The organism is Candidatus Krumholzibacteriia bacterium (assembly GCA_035268685.1).
Classification (GTDB): Bacteria; Krumholzibacteriota; Krumholzibacteriia; order JAJRXK01; family JAJRXK01; genus JAJRXK01.
In genome coordinates, this window is sequence record DATFKK010000079.1 from 1 (window position 1) to 18742 (window position 18742).

Annotated in this window: 19 protein-coding genes; 11 read left to right on the plus strand and 8 right to left on the minus strand. The window is 69.2% G+C overall.

Annotation, left to right across the window (positions count from 1 at the left end; all coding sequences use genetic code 11):
• From VKA86_07805 to VKA86_07820, 4 genes are all read left to right on the plus strand, one after another.
• Positions 1 to 954: hypothetical protein (locus VKA86_07805; protein HKK71107.1), on the plus strand; the 954-nt coding region annotated here is incomplete at its 5' end.
• Positions 951 to 1856, plus strand: a complete 906-nt coding sequence (locus tag VKA86_07810) for a sulfotransferase (protein ID HKK71108.1) — start codon at positions 951 to 953, stop codon at positions 1854 to 1856. The genes VKA86_07805 and VKA86_07810, both read left to right, overlap by 4 nt.
• A complete protein-coding gene (locus VKA86_07815) occupies positions 1856 to 2842 on the plus strand; it encodes a lysylphosphatidylglycerol synthase transmembrane domain-containing protein (protein ID HKK71109.1) in 987 nt (328 codons plus the stop codon). Before VKA86_07810 ends, VKA86_07815 begins: the two co-directional genes overlap by 1 nt.
• Positions 2843 to 2859: 17 nt before the next feature.
• The gene (locus VKA86_07820; protein ID HKK71110.1) at positions 2860 to 3636 is read left to right on the plus strand and encodes a hypothetical protein; all 777 of its coding nucleotides are present in this window, start codon (positions 2860 to 2862) and stop codon (positions 3634 to 3636) included.
• 3 nt (positions 3637 to 3639) lie between these two features.
• On the opposite strand, the gene VKA86_07825 is transcribed toward VKA86_07820, so the two are convergent.
• Positions 3640 to 5295 (minus strand): peptidase, encoded by a 1656-nt coding sequence (locus VKA86_07825; GenBank protein HKK71111.1) that lies wholly within the window; start codon positions 5293 to 5295, stop codon positions 3640 to 3642.
• A 182-nt stretch (positions 5296 to 5477) separates the two neighbouring features.
• Here VKA86_07825 and VKA86_07830 point away from each other — a divergent pair, with 182 nt between their 5' ends.
• Complete coding sequence (locus VKA86_07830; GenBank protein ID HKK71112.1) at positions 5478 to 6149, plus strand: dienelactone hydrolase family protein; 672 nt, start codon at positions 5478 to 5480, stop codon at positions 6147 to 6149.
• Between the two features lie 33 nt (positions 6150 to 6182).
• On the opposite strand, the gene VKA86_07835 is transcribed toward VKA86_07830, so the two are convergent.
• The 6 genes from VKA86_07835 to VKA86_07860 form a co-directional block, all read right to left on the minus strand.
• Positions 6183 to 7922, minus strand: a complete 1740-nt coding sequence (locus VKA86_07835) for a serine/threonine-protein kinase (protein ID HKK71113.1) — start codon at positions 7920 to 7922, stop codon at positions 6183 to 6185.
• Positions 7897 to 8580: a sigma-70 family RNA polymerase sigma factor gene (locus tag VKA86_07840; protein HKK71114.1), complete on the minus strand. Its 684-nt coding sequence runs from the start codon at positions 8578 to 8580 to the stop codon at positions 7897 to 7899. The genes VKA86_07835 and VKA86_07840 overlap by 26 nt, the downstream gene beginning before the upstream one ends.
• A gap of 243 nt (positions 8581 to 8823) precedes the next feature.
• A complete protein-coding gene (locus tag VKA86_07845) occupies positions 8824 to 10563 on the minus strand; it encodes an aminotransferase class V-fold PLP-dependent enzyme (protein HKK71115.1) in 1740 nt (579 codons plus the stop codon).
• An 83-nt stretch (positions 10564 to 10646) separates the two neighbouring features.
• Positions 10647 to 11504, minus strand: coding sequence for an arsenite methyltransferase (locus VKA86_07850; protein ID HKK71116.1), 858 nt, complete (start codon positions 11502 to 11504; stop codon positions 10647 to 10649).
• 42 nt (positions 11505 to 11546) lie between these two features.
• A complete protein-coding gene (locus VKA86_07855) occupies positions 11547 to 11897 on the minus strand; it encodes a metalloregulator ArsR/SmtB family transcription factor (protein HKK71117.1) in 351 nt (116 codons plus the stop codon).
• A 73-nt stretch (positions 11898 to 11970) separates the two neighbouring features.
• Positions 11971 to 12987 (minus strand): NAD-dependent epimerase/dehydratase family protein, encoded by a 1017-nt coding sequence (locus VKA86_07860; GenBank protein ID HKK71118.1) that lies wholly within the window; start codon positions 12985 to 12987, stop codon positions 11971 to 11973.
• A gap of 155 nt (positions 12988 to 13142) precedes the next feature.
• On the opposite strand from VKA86_07860, the gene VKA86_07865 reads away from it, so the two are divergent.
• From VKA86_07865 to VKA86_07885, 5 genes are all read left to right on the plus strand, one after another.
• Complete coding sequence (locus VKA86_07865) at positions 13143 to 14531, plus strand: hypothetical protein (protein HKK71119.1); 1389 nt, start codon at positions 13143 to 13145, stop codon at positions 14529 to 14531.
• Between the two features lie 62 nt (positions 14532 to 14593).
• Positions 14594 to 15166, plus strand: coding sequence for an RNA polymerase sigma factor (locus tag VKA86_07870; GenBank protein ID HKK71120.1), 573 nt, complete (start codon positions 14594 to 14596; stop codon positions 15164 to 15166).
• Positions 15163 to 15882: a hypothetical protein gene (locus tag VKA86_07875; protein HKK71121.1), complete on the plus strand. Its 720-nt coding sequence runs from the start codon at positions 15163 to 15165 to the stop codon at positions 15880 to 15882. The genes VKA86_07870 and VKA86_07875 overlap by 4 nt, the downstream gene beginning before the upstream one ends.
• The gene (locus VKA86_07880) at positions 15879 to 16532 is read left to right on the plus strand and encodes a DUF4252 domain-containing protein (protein ID HKK71122.1); all 654 of its coding nucleotides are present in this window, start codon (positions 15879 to 15881) and stop codon (positions 16530 to 16532) included. Before VKA86_07875 ends, VKA86_07880 begins: the two co-directional genes overlap by 4 nt.
• Positions 16529 to 17080, plus strand: coding sequence for a hypothetical protein (locus tag VKA86_07885; protein HKK71123.1), 552 nt, complete (start codon positions 16529 to 16531; stop codon positions 17078 to 17080). Before VKA86_07880 ends, VKA86_07885 begins: the two co-directional genes overlap by 4 nt.
• Positions 17081 to 17186: 106 nt before the next feature.
• Here the strand turns inward: VKA86_07885 and VKA86_07890 are convergent, their stop codons facing one another.
• Positions 17187 to 17945, minus strand: coding sequence for a hypothetical protein (locus VKA86_07890; GenBank protein HKK71124.1), 759 nt, complete (start codon positions 17943 to 17945; stop codon positions 17187 to 17189).
• A 215-nt stretch (positions 17946 to 18160) separates the two neighbouring features.
• Between VKA86_07890 and VKA86_07895 the strand changes: the two genes are divergently transcribed.
• Positions 18161 to 18646, plus strand: a complete 486-nt coding sequence (locus VKA86_07895; GenBank protein ID HKK71125.1) for a DUF4402 domain-containing protein — start codon at positions 18161 to 18163, stop codon at positions 18644 to 18646.
• The last annotated feature ends 96 nt before the right edge of the window (positions 18647 to 18742 follow it).

Here is an 18742-nt window from a genome sequence, read left to right on the forward strand (position 1 = left end):
AATCCATCCATCTCGGTGGTCGTCTACATGTCCACCGAAGGTCGCGACGACGTGGACCACGTCCTCGAGACAGCGCTGGAGGCCGCGCGGTCGGCCACGCATGCACATGAGGTCGTGTTCGTCACCGACGATCCGGCCGTCGCCGACATGCGCAATCTCGAAGCTCCGGCGATCCGCACCCTTCAGCTCGCCCGACTCCACTCGATCGATGCAGCCCTGATGGCCGGCGCCGAACACGCACGAGGAGACCTGATCTTCTTCACCGGCCATCGACCGGACCGGGCACTCGGCCTTCTGCCCGACTTCCTGCTCTCTCTCGAGGATTCGGTGGACTGGGTCTACGGTGTGCGATTCGGTGGACGTGGCGTCGACAGGATCCGTCGCCATGTCACTGCCCGCCTGGCCGAGTTCTGCGGCCTCGAGGATGACGGCTGCCGCCTTGCCCGGGTTCTCCTCGCGCGACGGAGCACCGTCCGCGCCGCCCTCGCGCGCGCCGACGACGACTACGACCTCGACCGACTCTTCGCAGACCTCGGATTCACTTCCCAGGCGATCCCATGCGCGGTCAGGGACGACGACGACACACGGGGACTGCAGCGAACCCTCGTCCTCGGCCTCACCTCCAGCCCCCGTGCCCTTCAGGTCGTCGCCGCGATCGGCACGCTGGCCTTCGTGATGGCCACGACGACCATGTCCTGGGCCGTGGCGAGGAAGCTCATGGGCGGAACGACCGTGCCCGGCTACACATCGCTGCTCGCCTCGATCTGGCTGCTCGGAGGAGCCAGTCTCGCCGGACTCGGTCTAGTCGGCGTCTACCTCGCGCGGATCCTGCTCGAGGTTCGCCGAGGCCCGGACGTCGTCGTCCGAACCATCCACCGTGTCGGCGACAGCCGGAGTCATGGAACGAGGCACGCCGAGGTCGCTCCCCGGGGGCGTGTGGAGATCGAGACATGAAGCCAGCGACAACTGCGTTTCCTCTTCTCGTGATTCCCGGAATGGCGCGTTCCGGAACGACGTACCTCTACCACGCCCTGGGTGACCATCCGGAAATCGTGACTCCGGTGCGTAAGGAGACCAATTTCTTCGGCCCCCGGTACGGGCGCGGTCCCACGTGGTTCGCCAGTCTGTTCGAAGAAACACCCCGGCTGCGGTGGGCGGCCGACATCAGCCCCACCTACTTCAACGACGCCGACTGCATCGATCGAATCCATATCTGGAACGGCCCCGTCCGGCTCGTCATGGGGGTTCGTGATCCCGTGGACTACGCGGTATCCCTGTACGAGCACCTCGAAGCGATCGGACAAAGCGTTCCCGACTTCGAAGACTTCTTGCAGGGTTTCGTCCAGGAGTCGCACGGCGGCTCGTTTCCGCACCATTTCCACCCCGGAGCACTGATGGGTCGGGTCGAGGAGTTCCTCGCGGCATTCGGGACCGAAATCCTGATCTACGACTACGCCGCTCTGTCCCGATCACCGCTCGAGGTTCTGGAACGCATCGAGGCGTTCCTCGAACTCTCGCCGTGGTTCGAGTCTTCTCGTGTGAGAACGAGACCCATCAATGCGCGGGGCTCGCGGATTCTCCCGAATCCGATCCGCCGAGTAGGACGTGAGAGCACCTACGACACGGTGATGGGCCTCGTCCCGACTCGGTTGCTCCGTCGCGTACGACGGCTCGTCGACTATGTCGATGCAGCCGTCACACGGCCCCGGATCGCCGATCCTTCGAAAGCCTCCCTCGCGCACCACCACCTCCGCGAAGATCAAGAGCGATATCGCGCGATGTTCCGGTCGTCGTCGTTCGTGGTCGGCAACGACACGGGCGCGACCCGAACCACGAAAGAGGAGTGTACGGCGTGATGGGGAGAATCCTTGGGAAACAACCGGTAGGGGCGGTTTTCCGCGCCCTCGTTTCGCTGGCCCTGATCTCCACCCTGTTCATTGCCCACGACTGGCGCGATGGGTTCGCACGGGTCGGCGACGCTGCACTCGCCGGAATCTGCATCGGCCTCTCGATGTTCGCACTCAGGAATCTCGCTCATGCTCTGCGGTGGAAAACTCTTCTCGATGCCGTTGGGGTTCGCGCGGAATTCGGTTGGGTCCACCGCGTCACCTACATCGGTGCCAGCGCCTCGACGTTCCTACCGTCGTCAATCGGAGGCGACCTGGCGCGCGGTTGGTGGGCCCACGGTCACGGACTCTCGGTCCGCGAGACCGCCGCGACCGTCGTCGTCGACCGGTTGATCGGCATTCTTTCCATGTTCCTCCTCTTCGTGCTCGCCGCTCCCTTTGCGGAGATGTCAGTCGATCCGATCCATCCGAGTTTCGCCGGCGCCACGATCGCTGTGGCCGGCATCGTCGTGACCACGGCACTTCTCGTCTCACGCCTGACGACTGCACGTCGTCGGCTGACCGAGGCACTGCAGGCCGTACGACGTTCCGTAGGTTCCATGGAACCCGGAAACGGTCTCCGCCATCTGGGATCCGCACTCTTCTGGAGCGGACTCGGGCACCTGGCGGCGTTGGCAGCTGTCGTGGCCTTCGCCCGCGCGGTCGACGTCCAGATTCCCACTCTCAGCATCATGGCCGCCACGGCTGTCTCGTGGCTCGCGAGCCTGATGCCGATCAGCCTCGGCGGTTTCGGTCCGAGAGAGGCCGTTCTCGCCTCGCTCCTGGTTCGGGCCGGCACCGCGCCCGAAGATGCGATCGCAGTCGCCATCCTCTGGGATCTGGCCATCGTGATCCAGGCGATCGTCGGAATGGTTGCAGCGACCATTCCCGGAACAGACCGGCGAACCGGCGCGACGACGCACGATTCGGAGCGCGGTTCCCCCGCCTCCCCCTGAACCCCGAACCCACGTAGGTGATTCTGTTGCTGAACAGCCTGTCGACGGCCGAGATCGTCCACACGGAGGACCCGACGTCTCTGGACTCCGAGAGAGTTCGTCTGCAGACGAGACGCGTCGGCTTCACCATCCTACGTGGCCTCATCGACCCGGCCGAAGTCAACCGTTCCTGTCGGCGATTGCGTGATCACTTCGACCAGGAACTCGACCAACCTCCCACGGGCCACGCGGCCTCAGCGGTTCGTCGCAACTTCCAGAAGCTCACGGTGGGCGGCGAGTCCGGCGAGACTGGCCGCGACGACGCGCGATTCTTCCGAACGTTCTACAATCCCATCTGGGACGAAGACACGTGGGGACTGCGCTCGTCTTTCGTAACGCTCGCACGCACACGGAATCGGATTGCCGGACTCCCGGAGGACTACGCCGTCGACCGGATCGAGTCCGACGGACTCTGGACTGCCGCGCGCGTCCACCAGTATCCGCGCGGCGGAGGCTTCTTCCGGCGCCACACGGATCATCTGACGAGCGGTATCGCGTCGTCTCACGAAGTGCGCTACGTCCAGGTCCTGCTGGTCATGTCGCAGAAGGGACGCGACTTCTACGAGGGAGGGGCGTTCGTCGAGATCCGGGGAGAGAGGGTCGTCATCGACGACGTCACGCAGCCCGGCGACGTGGTCGTGTACGACGGCCGGACGGTGCACGGTGTCGAGGACATCGATCCGAGCACACACCTCGACCTGACCACGATCAACGGACGTCTCGCGGCCTTCGTCACTCTCTTCGAGTCCCGCTGACCCCTACCCCCCCACGGCGTACACCGGCCGGATGTCCACCGGCACGTCGTCGAGTGCGTCGAGCGCCTGCTGCATTGCCGGGCTCACGGTGCCGTATTCCTCCACCCAGGCCTTCGCCGCCTCGTAGTCGGCGTTCGCCTGCAACATGAGGATCTCGCGGGCCAGGTCGCGGATCGCACCGCGCCATTCCGATTCGACCGGGGCAAAGGTTCCGTCGTCGCCGACGTCGAGCGCCCCCTTCTCGGCCAGGTAGTTGAACTGGCACACCACGCCCAGGCCGTGGGCCTCGGTCACACCGAAGCGCGCGCTCCGGAACAGGCCGGGCACGACCGTCCACGCCAGATCCTCGCCCTTGCTCGCCGGCAGCACGCCCTTGTCGATCAGCGAGTAGATGTCGTACATGCCGAGCACATCGGCCTTGGCTTCTTCGAGCGGACTGTACAGGTCCTTCAGCTCGAGCCGGACCTCGGTCTCGCGGCCGTCGATCACGAGCTTGCCGGGGCCGATGCCGTGGCTCAGCTCGTGGTGCAGGACGAAGTCGAAGTAGGCCTGCATGCTCACCCGATCCGCGCGGCCCTCGGGGAGCACGCGCTCGGCGATCGGCACGAGCACGGCGTGGTACTTGGCCTCGATCACGTTCTTCAGAAGGACCTTCTTGCTGCCCTTGGCCTCGCGCACGCGCTCGTCGTTCGGCAGGTTGAAGGCGATGGTCTGCACCCCGGCCCGGGTGTCGCCGGCGGTGTAGATCTCGTTGGCCACGCGGATGGGCGAGTCGGTCCCGCGGTCGGGGTTCTTGTACTCGTCGGGAATGGGCAGGTTCATCTCGAGCCAGGGCAGCTCGGCCTTGTAGAGGTCGAGCGCAGCCGACTCCTCCGGGTCGGCGATGCACAGGAAGCTCTCGAAGGCGGCCTTGTAACCGAAGAGCTTGTCCTCGTAGACCTCGTAGGGACCGAACACCACTTCTAGGTCCCCGGCGAGGTCCATCCAAGCCATGTCGCTCTCGAAGTACTCGTCCTGCAGCAGGTCGCGGGCCCGTAGTCGCAGGAAGCGTTCGAGCGTCGGGTCGTCGGTGATATCGGCGGCCTGTTCGAGCAGTTCGGAGCAGCGCCGGATCTGCACGGCGTAGGCCTCGCTGTACGGGAACGAGACCAGGCCGCCGCCCTGGCGACGGATCACCGTGAACAGCGACGTGAAGGCCTCCTCGTCGCCGGGGTGCGCCGCGATCCAGTCCTCGAACTCGGCCTTCGTCATGTCCTCGGGATAGAAGCCGGCGCCCGGCGACCGCGGTTCGGTGCCCAACCAGGGTTCGTCGGCCTCCAGCCGATCCCACTTGTGACGCATGATCGCGTAGTAGGTCTTCACCGCCTCGGCGTACTGGCCCTCGTACTGCTCGACCGCCACGTCGGTCTCGGCTCGGTGTTGCCAGGCCTGCAGACCGAAGATCTCGTGCACGATGCCACTGGCCTCGATCAGCAGATCGAGTGCCCGCCGGTCGCCCTCGCTCAACCGCGACAGGTCGGCCTCGATGCGCTGGGGCTGGAACTGTTCGACCCGGACTTCGATGTCGTCGGCGATCTCGAGTTCGCCGACCTCGGGCTCGGGCGCACCGCACGCGGTGAGCAGGGAGAGCGACAGCAACGACAGGGGGACGACGCGCACGTTGACGACCTCGGGGATCGGGGAAGGGATCTGCGGACGGTTCCCGAAAGTATTCCACGCCTCGCCGCGCGGCCAGCCCGCAGGCGGGCTCTGTGTTATGGTCGCCACGACGCGATCGCGCGGCCCGAGCGCCGACCCGTTCCTCCACTCGAACACTTCCGAGGAGCCAACCCGTGGGCGAGATGACCCGCTTCGACCGGCCCGACGGCCAGAAGGCCCCGGCCTATTTCGCCGAACCCGACTTCACCTCACACGCCCCCGGCATCGTGGTGATCCAGGAGTGGTGGGGCATCAACGCCCAGATGAAGGGCATCGCCGACCGCTTCGCCGAAGAGGACTTCCGCGTTCTCGTGCCGGACCTGTACCGCGGCCGCCTCGCCGCCGATGCCGACGAGGCCAACCACATGATGAGCGACCTCGACTGGAACGACGCCGTGTTCCAGGACGTCCAGGGCGCGATCGACCACCTGAAGACGACCGACTCGAAGGAGGTCGCGGTCCTGGGCTTCTGCATGGGCGGGGCCCTGAGCATCGCGGCCGCCGTCCACGCCCGGAACCTGGACTGCGCCGTGTGCTTCTACGGGATTCCCCCGCGCGACTTCGCCGACCCGAAGCAGATCCGCGTTCCCATGCTGTTCCACTTTGCCGAGCACGACGACTGGTGCGACGCCGTCGCCGTCGAGGGCCTGGAGAAGGACCTGGAAGCCGTCGAGGCACGCACCGAGGTGCACGTCTACCCGGGCACCCACCACGCCTTCATGAACGAGGTGCGGCCCGAGGTCTACGACGAGCGGGCCGCGAAGATCGCCTGGGACCGCTCGATCGCGTTCCTGCGCGAGGAACTCCTGACCTGACCGTCGATCGCCCACGACCAGGGGACCGCGGGATCAGCGGCCCACGTTGTGGAAGCGTACGTGGTGCAGGACGATCGTGCCGTCGGGGTTCTGTCCCCCGAACTTCTCGGCGATCGCGAACACGTCGCGGTCGTCCTCGGCGGCCGGTCGAAGGCCGGTGACGCCGCGGGTGGTCCCCGTCTCGAGCGCTTCGTCGCTCAGTGCGCTCAACGCCAGGTCGCCCACCTCGCGCGGTCGGATCCCCGAGGCGTCGATCCTCGCCACCTGGGCGGTCTCCATGGCGTCCTCGAAGCGCGGCATGGGCTCGACGCTCGCCACGATCAGGAAGCGTTCATCGCCTTCGATCGGGGCCACGGGCCAACGGAAGGTCTGGCCCGCCAGGTCGCCCGGGATCGTGTGCTCGCGACCGCCCTCGAGCGGCTCCACGGGCCCGGCATTGGCCATGGGCCAGAGCAACGTGGTGGCGCCTTCGTCGTCGCGGTTGAGGACGTAGACGTAGGCATCGCGGCTCAGACGGACCTTCACCTCGAGCCCGGTGTCCGCGCCGATCTCGTCGCCGGGTTCGAGCTGGACGAACTGCCCCTCGTTCACACCGGTGAACCGCACCTGGGCCTGCAGCGGTCCGTCCGAGGAGAACACGCTCAGACCCGTGGCCACCGCGGCGATCACCACCGCACCGACCAGGCTCCAGGCCAGGAACGTCCGGCGCGGAACGGCCGTCTCCTGCTCGGCTCCCGCGAAGCCCCGCAGAGCACCCGCCATGGCCGCCGCACTCGGGAACCGATCTTCGCGTTCGGCCGCCGTGGCCCGCTCGACGATCGCCACCAGGTCCTCGGGCAGGGGCAGGTCGTACTCGTGGAGCGGCGTGCGCTCGTCGCCTTCGTGCTTCTGCATGATCTCGGCCACGGTCCCGCTCACCGGGAAATCACCGGTGAGCAGGTGGTACAGCAGGACGCCGAGGGAATAGACGTCCGACTGCGGCGTGGCCGGTTCGCGGCGGAAGGTCTCGGGCGCCATGTAGCGCGGCGTGCCCGTGACCACCAGTTCGTTCTCGCCCTCGCGCAGCCTGCGCGTGCGGCCGGCGCCGAAATCCATGAGGACGGGGCGACCGTCGGGCCGAACCATCACGTTGGCCGCCTTGATGTCCTTGTGCACGACGTTGGCGGCGTGCACGGCGCCCACGGCATCGCACAGTCCTGCCATCAGGCGCGCGGCCTCGGTCGGCTCCATGCGTCCGCGTTCGAGCGCGACGCTGCCCAGGTCGGTGCCCTCGACGAACTCCATCCAGATCCCGAGCTGGGCGTCGTGCTCCTCGATCCCGTAGATCCGCACCACGTTCGGGTGCTCCACGCGGGCCAGCAGCCGGGCCTCCTCGAGCACCCGCTGTCCGGCGTCGGGGAGCTCGGCCATGCGCGCGTTCATGAGCTTGACCGCGACCTGGCGGTTCAGCGCGGGGTCCCAGCCGCGGAAGACACGGCCGAAGCTGCCCCGTCCGATCTCCTCGAGCAATTGCAGGCGGCCCCACGTGGCCACGGTGTCCTGAGCCGCCGGTGTGGCCGACACGACCCCCGAGGTCGCGTCGGCATCGCCCAGCACGACCGACGACGGGTCTTCGGACCGCGCGACACGGCCAATGTCGTCGATCAGCCGCAGGTTGCGGATCCAGTCGCGCTCGTCGGCGCTGGCCGCGGTCAGGTCGACCGCGTCCCAGTCCACCGGACGGCCCTCGGCCAGACGGTCGGCGAGTTCATCGAAGGACTTCGGTCGCACCATCGTCGTTCCCTCCGGCCAGATCCGGACCCATCGCTCGGGCCAAGCGCATGAGGGCCCGCTTGCAGGCCATGCGCGCGGCGTTGGCGCTGGGTCGGTCGGTCATCTCGGCCAGCTCCTCGTAGGAGCAGTCCATCTCGATCCGGGCCACGACCAGCTCGCGGTCGCTCTCGCGCAGCGTCCCCAGGGCGTTCTCGTAACGCTCGAGTGCCTCGGATCCGATCAACTCCTCGAGCGGCGAGCGAGGGGGGCGGTAGCCCTCGGCGACGGGCTGCTCGGCCCGGTCGCGCACCCCGGCGTGCCGCACGTGGTTGCGGATCCGGTTGAGGATCGCCGTCCGCAGGTAGCTGTGGAAGGCGCCCTCGTGCCGTTGCTCGAAGCGATCGACGCGGTTCAGGGCCTGGACCAGGACGTCCTGGACCAGGTCCTCGGTGTCGTCGACGTGCCGTGCGTGCCCGGGCAACCGCCCGGTGGCCCAGCGCCGCAATCGCGGCCCGTAGCGCCCCATCAGGATGTTCACGGCGTCCTCGCGGCCCTCCTTCGCCCCGTCCAGCAGGACCTGGGTCGGATCGTCGGGCCGGTAACGGTCTCGTCGCGCGTGGTCTTCGGACACGGTGGATCCCACGGTGAGGTCGTCGATGCAGAGGGTTCCGAGCAGCATAACGCAGGTCCTCCCGTGGGGTCAGCGATCATCCCTGGAACCCGCGACCCGCCCCGAGCGCACACCCCGGAAATGCACGAGGCCCGCTCGGGGAGAGCGGGCCTCGTCGACTCGATGAGATCCGGGCCGGGAGCACGGGCGCCACCGCGAACCACGCGGCGCTCCCGACCCGGACTCTCACGGCCTACAACGTTCCAAGCGCCGAAATCGCACGGAACCGGAACCATGTTTTTCGTGAAGGGCTCAGACGGGCGTCCCCACGCCCGGCTCGTCGGTCGCCGGCAGGGCGAAGAACTGCAGCGCACCCGCCTCGCCGTCCAGTCTGTGCTCGCGCAGTTCCACGGCCGAGAGCTTCGCCGCCGTGGAGCGGGCGAAGTCCAGGGCCTCCGCGTAGCGGCGGCGCCGTTCGGTCTCGCTCAGCGCACTCGGGCCGACGTGGCAGGCGCACAGGGCCGCCTGCAGACCGAAGGGTACGTCGGAGCCGACGGATTCGCGGTGCTCCCAGCCCCCCGACACCGGATCGAAGCGATACAGCGGCAGGAAGCGGTGGCCCTCGGTGGCCATCAGGTCGATCGCCTCGACCACGTAGTCGGCCTCGGCATCGTCCATCACGTAGTGGAACCCGACCCGGCACCAGCCCGGCTTGATCCCGTTCACCCCGTCGCGGATGCAGGCGCGGTAGCGTTCGCTGGTGGGCTCGTCGATTCCCAGGAGGCGATGGCCGTACGGACCCGCGCAACTGCAACCCGCGCGGGACTGGATCCCGAACAGGTCGTTGGCGAGTGTGGTGACGTACTTCGGGTGGAGATAGCTGCCCGTAGGCGTCTTCAGGTTGAAACTCAGGATCGCCACCCGGCGCCGTGGATCCGGGTTGCCCAGCAGCTCGAACCGGGGGTTCCGCTGCCAGCGGTCCAGTGCGCGGGTGACCAGTTCGTGCTCGCGCGCTTCGATCCGTTCGGTGCCCACCGCGCGCTTCACGTCGAAGGCGAGCGCGGCCTTCAGGGACTGGAGAACACCCGGTGTCCCGGCCTTCTCCCGCCCCTCGACGTCGGCCGTGAAGTCGTGGTCGTGCTCGCCCACGTAGTCCACGGTGCCGCCGCCGCCGACCGTCGGCGGCAGGTCCTTGCGATACAGTCGCTCGTGGAACACCAGGATCCCGCTGCTCCCCGGTCCGCCCAGGAACTTGTGCGGCGACACGAAGATCGCGTCGATCGACGCCTGTGGGTCGTCGGTGGGGTTCATGTCGATCTCGACGTAGGGACCGGTGGCCGCGTAGTCGAAGCACACGAAGGCGTCGTGGGCGTGCAGGAGCCGCGCGATCTCGCGCACCGGCGTGCGCATGCCCGTGACGTTGCTCCCCGCGCTGAAGCTGCCGAAACGCAGTCGGCCGTGCCACTGCGGATCGAGCAGGAGCTGTTCGAGGTGGTGGAGATCGACGCCGCCGTCGTCGTCGAGATCGACCTCGACGACCTCGGCGAGACCTTCTCGCCACGTGACCTCGTTCGAATGGTGCTCGTAGGGACCGACGAAGACGACCGGACGCTTCGTCCGGAGTTCGGCCTCGAAGTCCGCGAAGCCGTCGGTGCCCAGGTGTCCCTTCATCACGTCGAACAGCAGGTGGCGCGTGGCCGGCGGAACCATCACCCCGACCATCTGTTGCAGCTTGTCGATCGCGCCCGTCGCGCCCGTGCCCACCGCCACGATGCGGCCCTGCGGCCCCGCGTTCACGCAGTCCTTGATGGTGCACTCGGCCTCGTGCAGCAGCCGCGTCATGCTGCGGCCGGTGACGTCGTCTTCGGTGTGGGTGTTCGCGTAGTGCCGCTGCAGGCCCTGCAGGTACTCCTCGACGAATCGCAGCGTCCGCCCGCTGGCCGTGTAGTCGCAGTACACCAGCATGCGCTGACCGAAGGGCGTGGAGAAACTGCTGTCCACGCCGACGATCTGCGAGCGCAGGTAGGCGAAGTCGAGCTTCCGGCTGGGCATGTGCGGCTCCGGGAAGAGGGGCTCCGCCGAGTGTAGCAGGGCGACGAGAGCGGTGCCATGGGCCTCCGCGCCCGTGCCCGACCCTAGGCCCGCCGTGCCCTCACGAACGCACTCACGACCGCGCCGTCGATCTCGTCGAGATGGTCGATCACGCGCTGCGGTCCGCCCTCGCTCGCGGGCACCGATTCCGCCATGCCCGCGATGTCATCGCGCGAGTACTCCCGGGTGATCTCGAACGACACGTCGGTGTAGCCGGCGCGCTCCAGCCGGGCCCGGTAGTCGTCCATCGTCAGCGCGCCGCTCACGCATCCCGTCCACAGCGCGACCGAACTCTGCACGGCGCTCGGGAGGGGCCGCGTGAGGACGACGTCGCTCACCGCGAATCGGCCTCCCGGCTTCGTCACGCGATGTGCTTCGGCCAGGACACGGTCCTTGTCGCCGGCCAGGTTGATCACGCAGTTGCTGATGATCACGTCGACCGTGTGATCGTCGAAGGGAAGGGTCTCGAGCGTTCCCTCCCGGAACTCGACGTTGGTCGCACCGGCCGCCTCGGCGTTGGTCCGCGCGATGGCGAGCATCTCGCGGGTCATGTCCACGCCGAAGGCCCGGCCGGTCGGGCCGACGCGCCGGGCGCTGAGCAGCACGTCGATGCCGCCGCCCGAGCCGAGGTCCAGGACCGTCTCGCCCTCGTGCAGTTCGGCCAGCGCGGTCGGATTGCCACAGCCGAGCGACGCCAGGCGCGCCAGGTCGGGAATCCCGTCGAGTTCGTCGGACTGGTAGAGGTCCTTCGTGATCGGATCGACCGCGTCCATCGGGCCGGTGCCGCAGGAGCCGCTGCAGCACGAGGTGGCGCCGGCGTTGCGCGCGACGTTGCGCGCCGCCTCGCCGTAGCGCTCGCGGACCGTGTCGCGCACGGCGTGGGGATCGGTCGGGTTGTCCATGGGTCTCGCTCTCGTTCGCTCGGTGAAGAATGCCGCACGGGATCACGTGGTGATCGGATCACGCGACGTCAGCCCGCGCGCGAAGCCTTCGATCGCCGCCGCGCTCTCGGGTTCGAGCCGGTAGTGCATCCAGCTCCCCCGGCGTTCGCAGACCACCAGTCCGGCCTGCCGCAGCTGCCGCAGGTGGTGGGAGATGGTCGGCTGGGAGAGGTCGAAGCTCGCTTCGATCTCGCAGGCGCACAGCGAGCCGTCGCAGTCGCGCAGCATGGCCAGGATGGCCAGGCGGGTGGGGTCGCCCATGGCCTTGAAGGCACGGGACAGGGCCTGCACCGGCTCTCCCGTGTGGGGGCTGGCGGGATGGCAGCACGGCTTCGCGAGGTCGTCTCGGTCCATGGTGTCGAACCTACGCACGGCATCGATATCTGTCAATATCGAGATCCGTCGATACGCGGCGCGTCCGGCAATCCTACCGCTCGTACGCCCTCCGGATGTTCGGCACCAGGTACTCGTCGAAGGCCTTCTCCAGGCCGTGCACGGGCGCGAAGCCCCAATCGCGCCGCGCCGCGGTGTCGTCGCAGCCCGCCGGCCACGAGTCGAGGATCGCCATGCGCTTGGCGTCGACCCCGAAGCCGATCTCAGCCTCGGGGAAGGACTCGAGCACGATCGCGCGGATCTCCTCGGCCGAGGGGTTGAAGGCCTGCAGGTTGTAGACCTGGCGCGTGAGCGAGTCGGCCGGGGCGTCGACCAGCTTCAGCGTGGCGTCCACGGCATCGGGCATGGTCATGAAGGGGATCCGGGCCTCGGGGCGGGCGAAGCAGTCGTAGGCCACACCCTTCGCCGCGGCGTGCAGCATCTCGGGCGCGTAGTCGCTGGTCCCGCCGCTCGGCGTGGTGAAGGCGCTGATCAAACCGGGGAAGCGCAGCGCGCGGAAGTCCACGCTGCCCGTGGCCGCCGCGGCGTCGAGTTGCTTGTAGTGCTTCGCGTAGTACCGACCCAGGTGCTCGCACGCGAGCTTGTTGCAGCCGTACATGGTGGTCGGCGTGTTCCAGTCGTCCTCGCCCACGGCGCCCGCCTTCGTCTTGGTGCCGGCGTCGGGCAGGCCGTAGGCCGCGATCGAACTCGGGTAGAAGAAGGTCACCGGCTCGCCGTGGCTGCGCGCCTGGGCCTGGGCGAACTCCAGCATGTTCAGGGTGCCGACCACGTTCACGTCGTGGGCGACCACGGGCGTGAACTCGCTGCGTGTCGACAGCAGCGCGGCCAGGTGGAAGACCATGGTGACCTTGAACTCGGCGAGGATGGTGTCGAGCAGCTGCGTGTCGTTGATCGACCCGGTGTACGTGCGGTCGGCGACCGCGGCGATCTCCGGGTGCAGGGGCTTGAGGTCGAGCGTGACGATCGGGATCCCGCGCTCGTGGATGCGGTGGACCAGGGCGTGGCCGATCTCGCCGGCCGCACCGGTGATCAGGACTCCGGAATGACGCATGGTGGCTCCTCGAACGAAGATGGCCCCCGCCCGTCGAGGACCATCGGTCAGGGTCCGTTCGCGCCCGCGCGGCGTCAAGAATCGTAGACGTGACGTGCTTGCCGCCGCGGCCACGGCCTGCCATGGTCGTGCGACCCCTCCCAGGAGTCCGAACCATGCGCTCCGTGCTCGTCCTGGCCCTCGCCCTGTCGTTGCTCGCCGCCTGCGGCGACGACGAATCCACGACCGCGCCCACCGATCCGGACGCGCCCGCCGACACCACGCGCCTGGCCGGAACCTTCGTCCGTGCCTCCGACGGCGCGGGTCACGGACCGCTCGAGGTCACCCTGTTCGACCTGCGGCGCCTGGCCACCGTCGGCCGCGTCGTCGCCGACAGCAGCGGACGGTTCGTCTTCGTCGACGTGCCCGACGGCGACTTCCTCCCGGTGCTGATCAGCGACGACGTCGCGCTCTTCGGTCTGCCGCGACCGCGGTTCACCTTCACCGGGACCGAGCGCTACGACGAGATCTTCCCCGTGGCGCCGGTGCCCGGCGGCCTCAGTCCGGGTGAGGAAGGCGTGGCCGGTACCGTTCTCGACGCCGAGACCGGCGAACCCATCCCCTTCGCCCGCGTCGAGATGAGCAGCACCACCGGCGCTGCGAACTGGTCGCAGCAGAGCAGCAACTGGTCGGAGTTCCGCGGATCGGCCTCGGAACAGGAACCGGTCACCGACCCCCGCGGACGCTTCCGGATCCAGCCCGTGCCGATCGTGATCTTCCCCGACGACCAGTTGCCGGGAGGCCTGCGGCAACTCGTCCCGAGCTGGCGCGTGACCGCCCCCGGCTACCGCGCGCGGAGCTTTCCGGCGACCGACGCCACCGGCGGCGTGCGCCAGGTGACCATCCGCCTCGAGCCCGGCGTCGACGACGCTGCGATCGAGGGCCGGGTGGTCGGCCTCGACGGGACTCCGCGCGAAGGCGTGCGCGTGTTCGCCGAGTGGCGCCGCGCCCCGGGCGAACTCTTCCGTGCCGACGACCGCCTGCTTACCGGCATCCCCGGCATCAGCGGTGCCGACGGCCGATTCCGGATCGAGGGCCTGGCCCCGGGCGTCTACAACGCCCTGGCCGGCGTCCTCCCCGACGACGGCTGGATCGGCCCGGCCGCCCCGGCCGGCACGAATCGACCCGGACGCAACCTCGGAGGCCTGACCGCCGTCGAAGTGCAGACGACGACCGACGTCGGCGACCTGGTGGTCGAACCCGTGATCGAGGGCTTCGTGCCGGCACCCGGCGACACCCTGCGCCGGACCACGCTCCTGCGCTGGAACGCCGTGCCCGACGCCGCGGCCTACGAGGTCCTCGTCCGCCGCGGCACCGACCTCGTGAGTGCCATCGGTGTGGCCGAACGCCCCGAGATCGGCTTCGACAGCCCGAACGAGCCGTTCGACACCGACGCCCTGTTCCGGCTCGAGATCCGGGCCCGGGATGCGTCGGGCCAGGAGCTGTCGCGCACCGACCGTCCGGTCCTCTACCGCTGGGTCGCGGGCGATCCCGCCTCCCGCTGAATCGTTCCCGCGACCTGTAACCCCCCCAAGGGGTGGCACGTTCGCTACGGGTGAAACGGCGTATGGACCGGAAGACCTTCGAGAGCCTGCTCCGCGAGCACCGCGACGCCGTCTACGGCACGGCCCGCTACCTGGTGCGCAACGCGGACGACGCCGAGGACGTGGTCCAGGAGACCTTCGTCCGGCTCTGGAGGACGGGAGACGAGGTCCGGCCCGACAGCGTGCGCAGTTGGCTGTTGCGCGTCTGCCGGAACCTGAGCCTCGACACCCTCCGCCGCCGCAAGGTGCGCGAGGGGGCCCGGGCCAGCGCCGACCAGGTTTCGGAGCGCGGTCGGCTCGGGATCGAGGTCGCCGAGGACGACGGGCGGGAACGATCCCTCGAGGTTTCGGATCTCGGATCGGGCGCGCTCCACACCGAAACGGTTCTCGACGTGCAGCGCATGGTCGAGGCCATGGAGGAGCTGAAGGAACCCCAGCGCTCGATCATCCTCCTGCGGGAAGTCCAGGACTGCACCTACGAGGAGATCGCCGAAGCGCTGGACCTGTCGTTGAGCGCGGTGAAGGTCTACCTGCACCGGGCTCGCAAGAAGATCCGCCGCCACTTCGAGGGCGGCACCACCGAGGCCACGTCATGAGCGACGACCGCGAACAGCACGCCCCCCGGCCGACCGAAGCCGAGCTGCGCGCCGTCGAGCGCTGGGCCGACGCCGTCGACGCCGCCGCGCGCGCCGAACTCGACGCCGACGCCCTGGCCGAACTCGAGCGCGAGGCCGAACACGACGCCTGGCTGCGCGAGGCCCTGGCCGATGCCCGGGCCGTCCGCGCGCGCGTTCGAGATCTGCCCCGATTCGAGGCCCCCGCCGACCTCGACGCCCGGATCCTGGCCGCCGTCGACCGCGAGCACCGCCCGCGCCGTGCGCGCGGACCGGCCCCGCGCGCCACGCTGCGCTGGATCGCCACCGCCGCCGTGGCCGCCGCCGCGGCCTTCGTGCTCTTCGTCGGGCCAACACCCTGGCGGTCGGCCCCGAACACCTTCGTCGCCGCCGACGGCACCGTCTTCACCGAGGACGAGGTCCGCGCGGCGGCCGAACAGGTCGAGACGGCCATGGCCGTGCTCAACGGCGAACTCGACCGCACGTCGTCGATCGTCGGCCGCGAGATGAAGACCGAACTGCGCGACCACGTAGCCGATCCCGTGCGCCGCAGCTTCGGCCAGACCGTCGATTCGATCCCCTTCCTGCGCGATCCGGCGCGGGACGACCAGCACTCCGGACTGCGCTTCCCGCCCACCGGCGAACGCCCGCTCCGTTCCCACGCTCGACCGGGTGCACTCCACGGAGAAAGGACATGAGAGCCATGTTCGGACGGACCTTCATCAGCCTGTGCGCGGCAGCCGCACTGCTGCTCGCGGGCGTCGGAAGCGCCCAGGCCCAGCGCGGCCTGAGCCAGGAGGAGCTCGAGCGCCAGCCCGGCTTCGTCGACTTCGGCGACATCTGGGAGTGGAGCGACGGCGACGAAGAGGTCGAGATCCATCTGACCCAGCCGCTGCTCGGCGTGGCCGGATCGTTCATGCGCGGCGAGGACCCCGAACTCGCCGACCTGATCCTCGACCTGGACCTCGTGCGGGTGAACCAGTTCACCTTCAACCGTCGCGACGAGGACGCCGTGCGGGACTTCATCGACGACACCGGCCGGCGCCTGCGGCGCGACGGCTGGGACAACATCGTGAAGGTCCGCGAGCGCGACGAGCGCGTGAACGTGTTCGTCAAGCTCGACGGCGACGGCCGGGACCCCGCCGAGACCTTCCTTTCGGGTCTGTGCATCCTCGTGGTCGACGGCGACGAGTCGGCCTTCGTCAACGTGGTCGGCCGCTTCCGCCTCGAGGACGTCGCCCGCGTCGGCAACCAGTTCGACATCCCCTACGCCGAGGAGTGGGAGCGCTACGACCGCCGCGGCGGATCGAGCGAGCCGGACTCCGCCGATCAAGGGGGCCGCCGATGAGATCCGCCCTGGCGCTGATCGGCCTGCTGCTCCTGAGCGGCTGCGTGGTCGGCAACGCCGAGATCGCCGCCGAGGTCGACACCGTGCTGTGGGACCTGCGCCCGCTGCGCTCCGAGCCCCGGGCCGAGTTGCACGTCGGCGGCGGCCTGATCGGCCTGGCCTCGACCGCCTCGCGCTGGTCCGACGACCCCGACGCCGACTTCGCCGCCGACATGCTCGACGGCATCGACGGCGTGCACCTCGGCGTCTACGAGCTGCACGGCGACCGCCGCGACGCCCCCGCCGACCTGACGTGGGCCGCCCGCGAGGAACTCGAGGACCTCGGCTGGCAGGTCGTGGTGCGCACCCGCGAGCACGGCGACGAGTCGAGCTGGGTGTTCGGGCGCATGGTCGACGACGACCGCTTCGAGATGCTGGTGGTCGCGCTCGAGTGGGACGAGGCCGTGGTCGTGCGCATCGACGGCGACCCCGGTCGCCTGCTGCGGGCCGCCGTCCGCCGCGACGAGGACTTCCTCGTGGCCACCCGCTCGGTGCACTCCGAGTTCTGAGTCCGCCGGCGAGCGGACGGTTCCGGGCACGGGGTGCTGCCCGGGACACGAGACGGCCCGTGTCCACGTGCGTGGACGCGGGCCGGACCCTGGGCTCGCCCTCGCCTCAACCCAACGCGATCCACGTGAGAAGGGCGCCGCCACCGAGCGCGATATCCAGGACGTGGGTGTATCCGGCCGGACGCGGGCCGGGCGCCAGGGCGACGAGCGTGGTGAGCGGCACCCAGACCAGGCCGCGCTCCGGACCGAGGGCGGCCGCCGCGACACCGGCCAGTGCCAGCCCGCGCGCAACCCACCAGGCCCGGGCCGGTCCGATCGCGCGGGCCTCGGCCTCGCCGTCGGTCACGTCGCAGCCGATCACGTTCGCCAGGATCGCCAGACCGATCGGGGCCAGGTCGGCGAGCACGCGCTCGAGCGGCGCGGCGACGAGCACGGCGGGTAGCCCCACCACGACCGCGAGCCAGGCCAGCGCGATGTAGAGGGGTTTGATCCAGGGAAGGTGACGCAGCCGCGCGTGCAGGAGTGCGAGCAGGACCACCGCCGCCAGCAGGCCGATCGTCCGCAGCGGGAGCGCGATTCCGGCGGCCACCGCGACCCCCGCCGCGAGCACGGCCCCCGCTCGCATCCACGGTCGGTTCCGCCGCACGAAGTCCTCGCGCGCCGGCCGGTCGATGCGATCGTCGACGAGCCGGTCGAAGGCGTAGACCGCCCAGGTTCCCGCGCCGACGACCACCGACACGCGAAGGTCCAGCTCGGTGCCGAGCGTTCGCGCCACCGCATGCACGAGCGCCAGCGCCACGATCGCGACCAGCACCCCCGACTCGGTGGAGGCCTCGAGCGCACGTCGCCGGATCGATCGTCTCAACGCCTTCGGACTCCTCGTGCCACGCCCCCGGGACGCGCGACCGTTCACGATGGCGGAACGACTGTTGCGAGTACCACGGCAACGTCGAACACTTTGTTCGGGCCGCGCGCTCAAGCACCTACCGTTCAACACCTTACGAGAGCGCACCCCGGCGCGCCCCCCGTGCTCGGCGATCGGGAGTCGTGACCATGCGACCGAAGCGGTCGAGATCCAGCGTGCGCCTGGTGGCTTTCTGGGCAGCCATCGTCGCGGTGGTGTGCGTGCCGCGGGAGGCGGCGCCGGGGGACGCGGACGACGCGCCGCTGGCGCGTCGCGCCGGAATCACGCTGATCGTCAACACGCCGATGCGCTTCGGCACCCTGGCCGACAAGGACGGCTACGTCGAGATCGGCCCCAACGACAACCTGATCGCCAACCCCGACCACCTGATCGTCGAGCCCACCTTCTACAGCGGCGTCATCGACATCGACGGCGATCCCGACACCGCGGTGACCATCAGCATCGCCGGCGGCTCGGACAACGGCCTCACCATCAGCAACTTCCACACGGACCGGGGCGACCCCCCGCTGACCGGGGTCTCGCTCGGACCCACCGGGACCATCCAGCTCTACCTGGGCGCCCGCCTCGCGGTCAGCTCCCTCTCCGCGAACCCCGGAACCGGCCTCGGCGTGCCGTTCACGATCACCGTGCAGTACGAGTGAGTCCCCAGGACTCCCCACCGGGCCCATCCGGCCCGCATCCCATCCAGAAAAATCCGAACAAAACCCTCAAGGCTTCGCGGGGGTGTCCGAAACCTA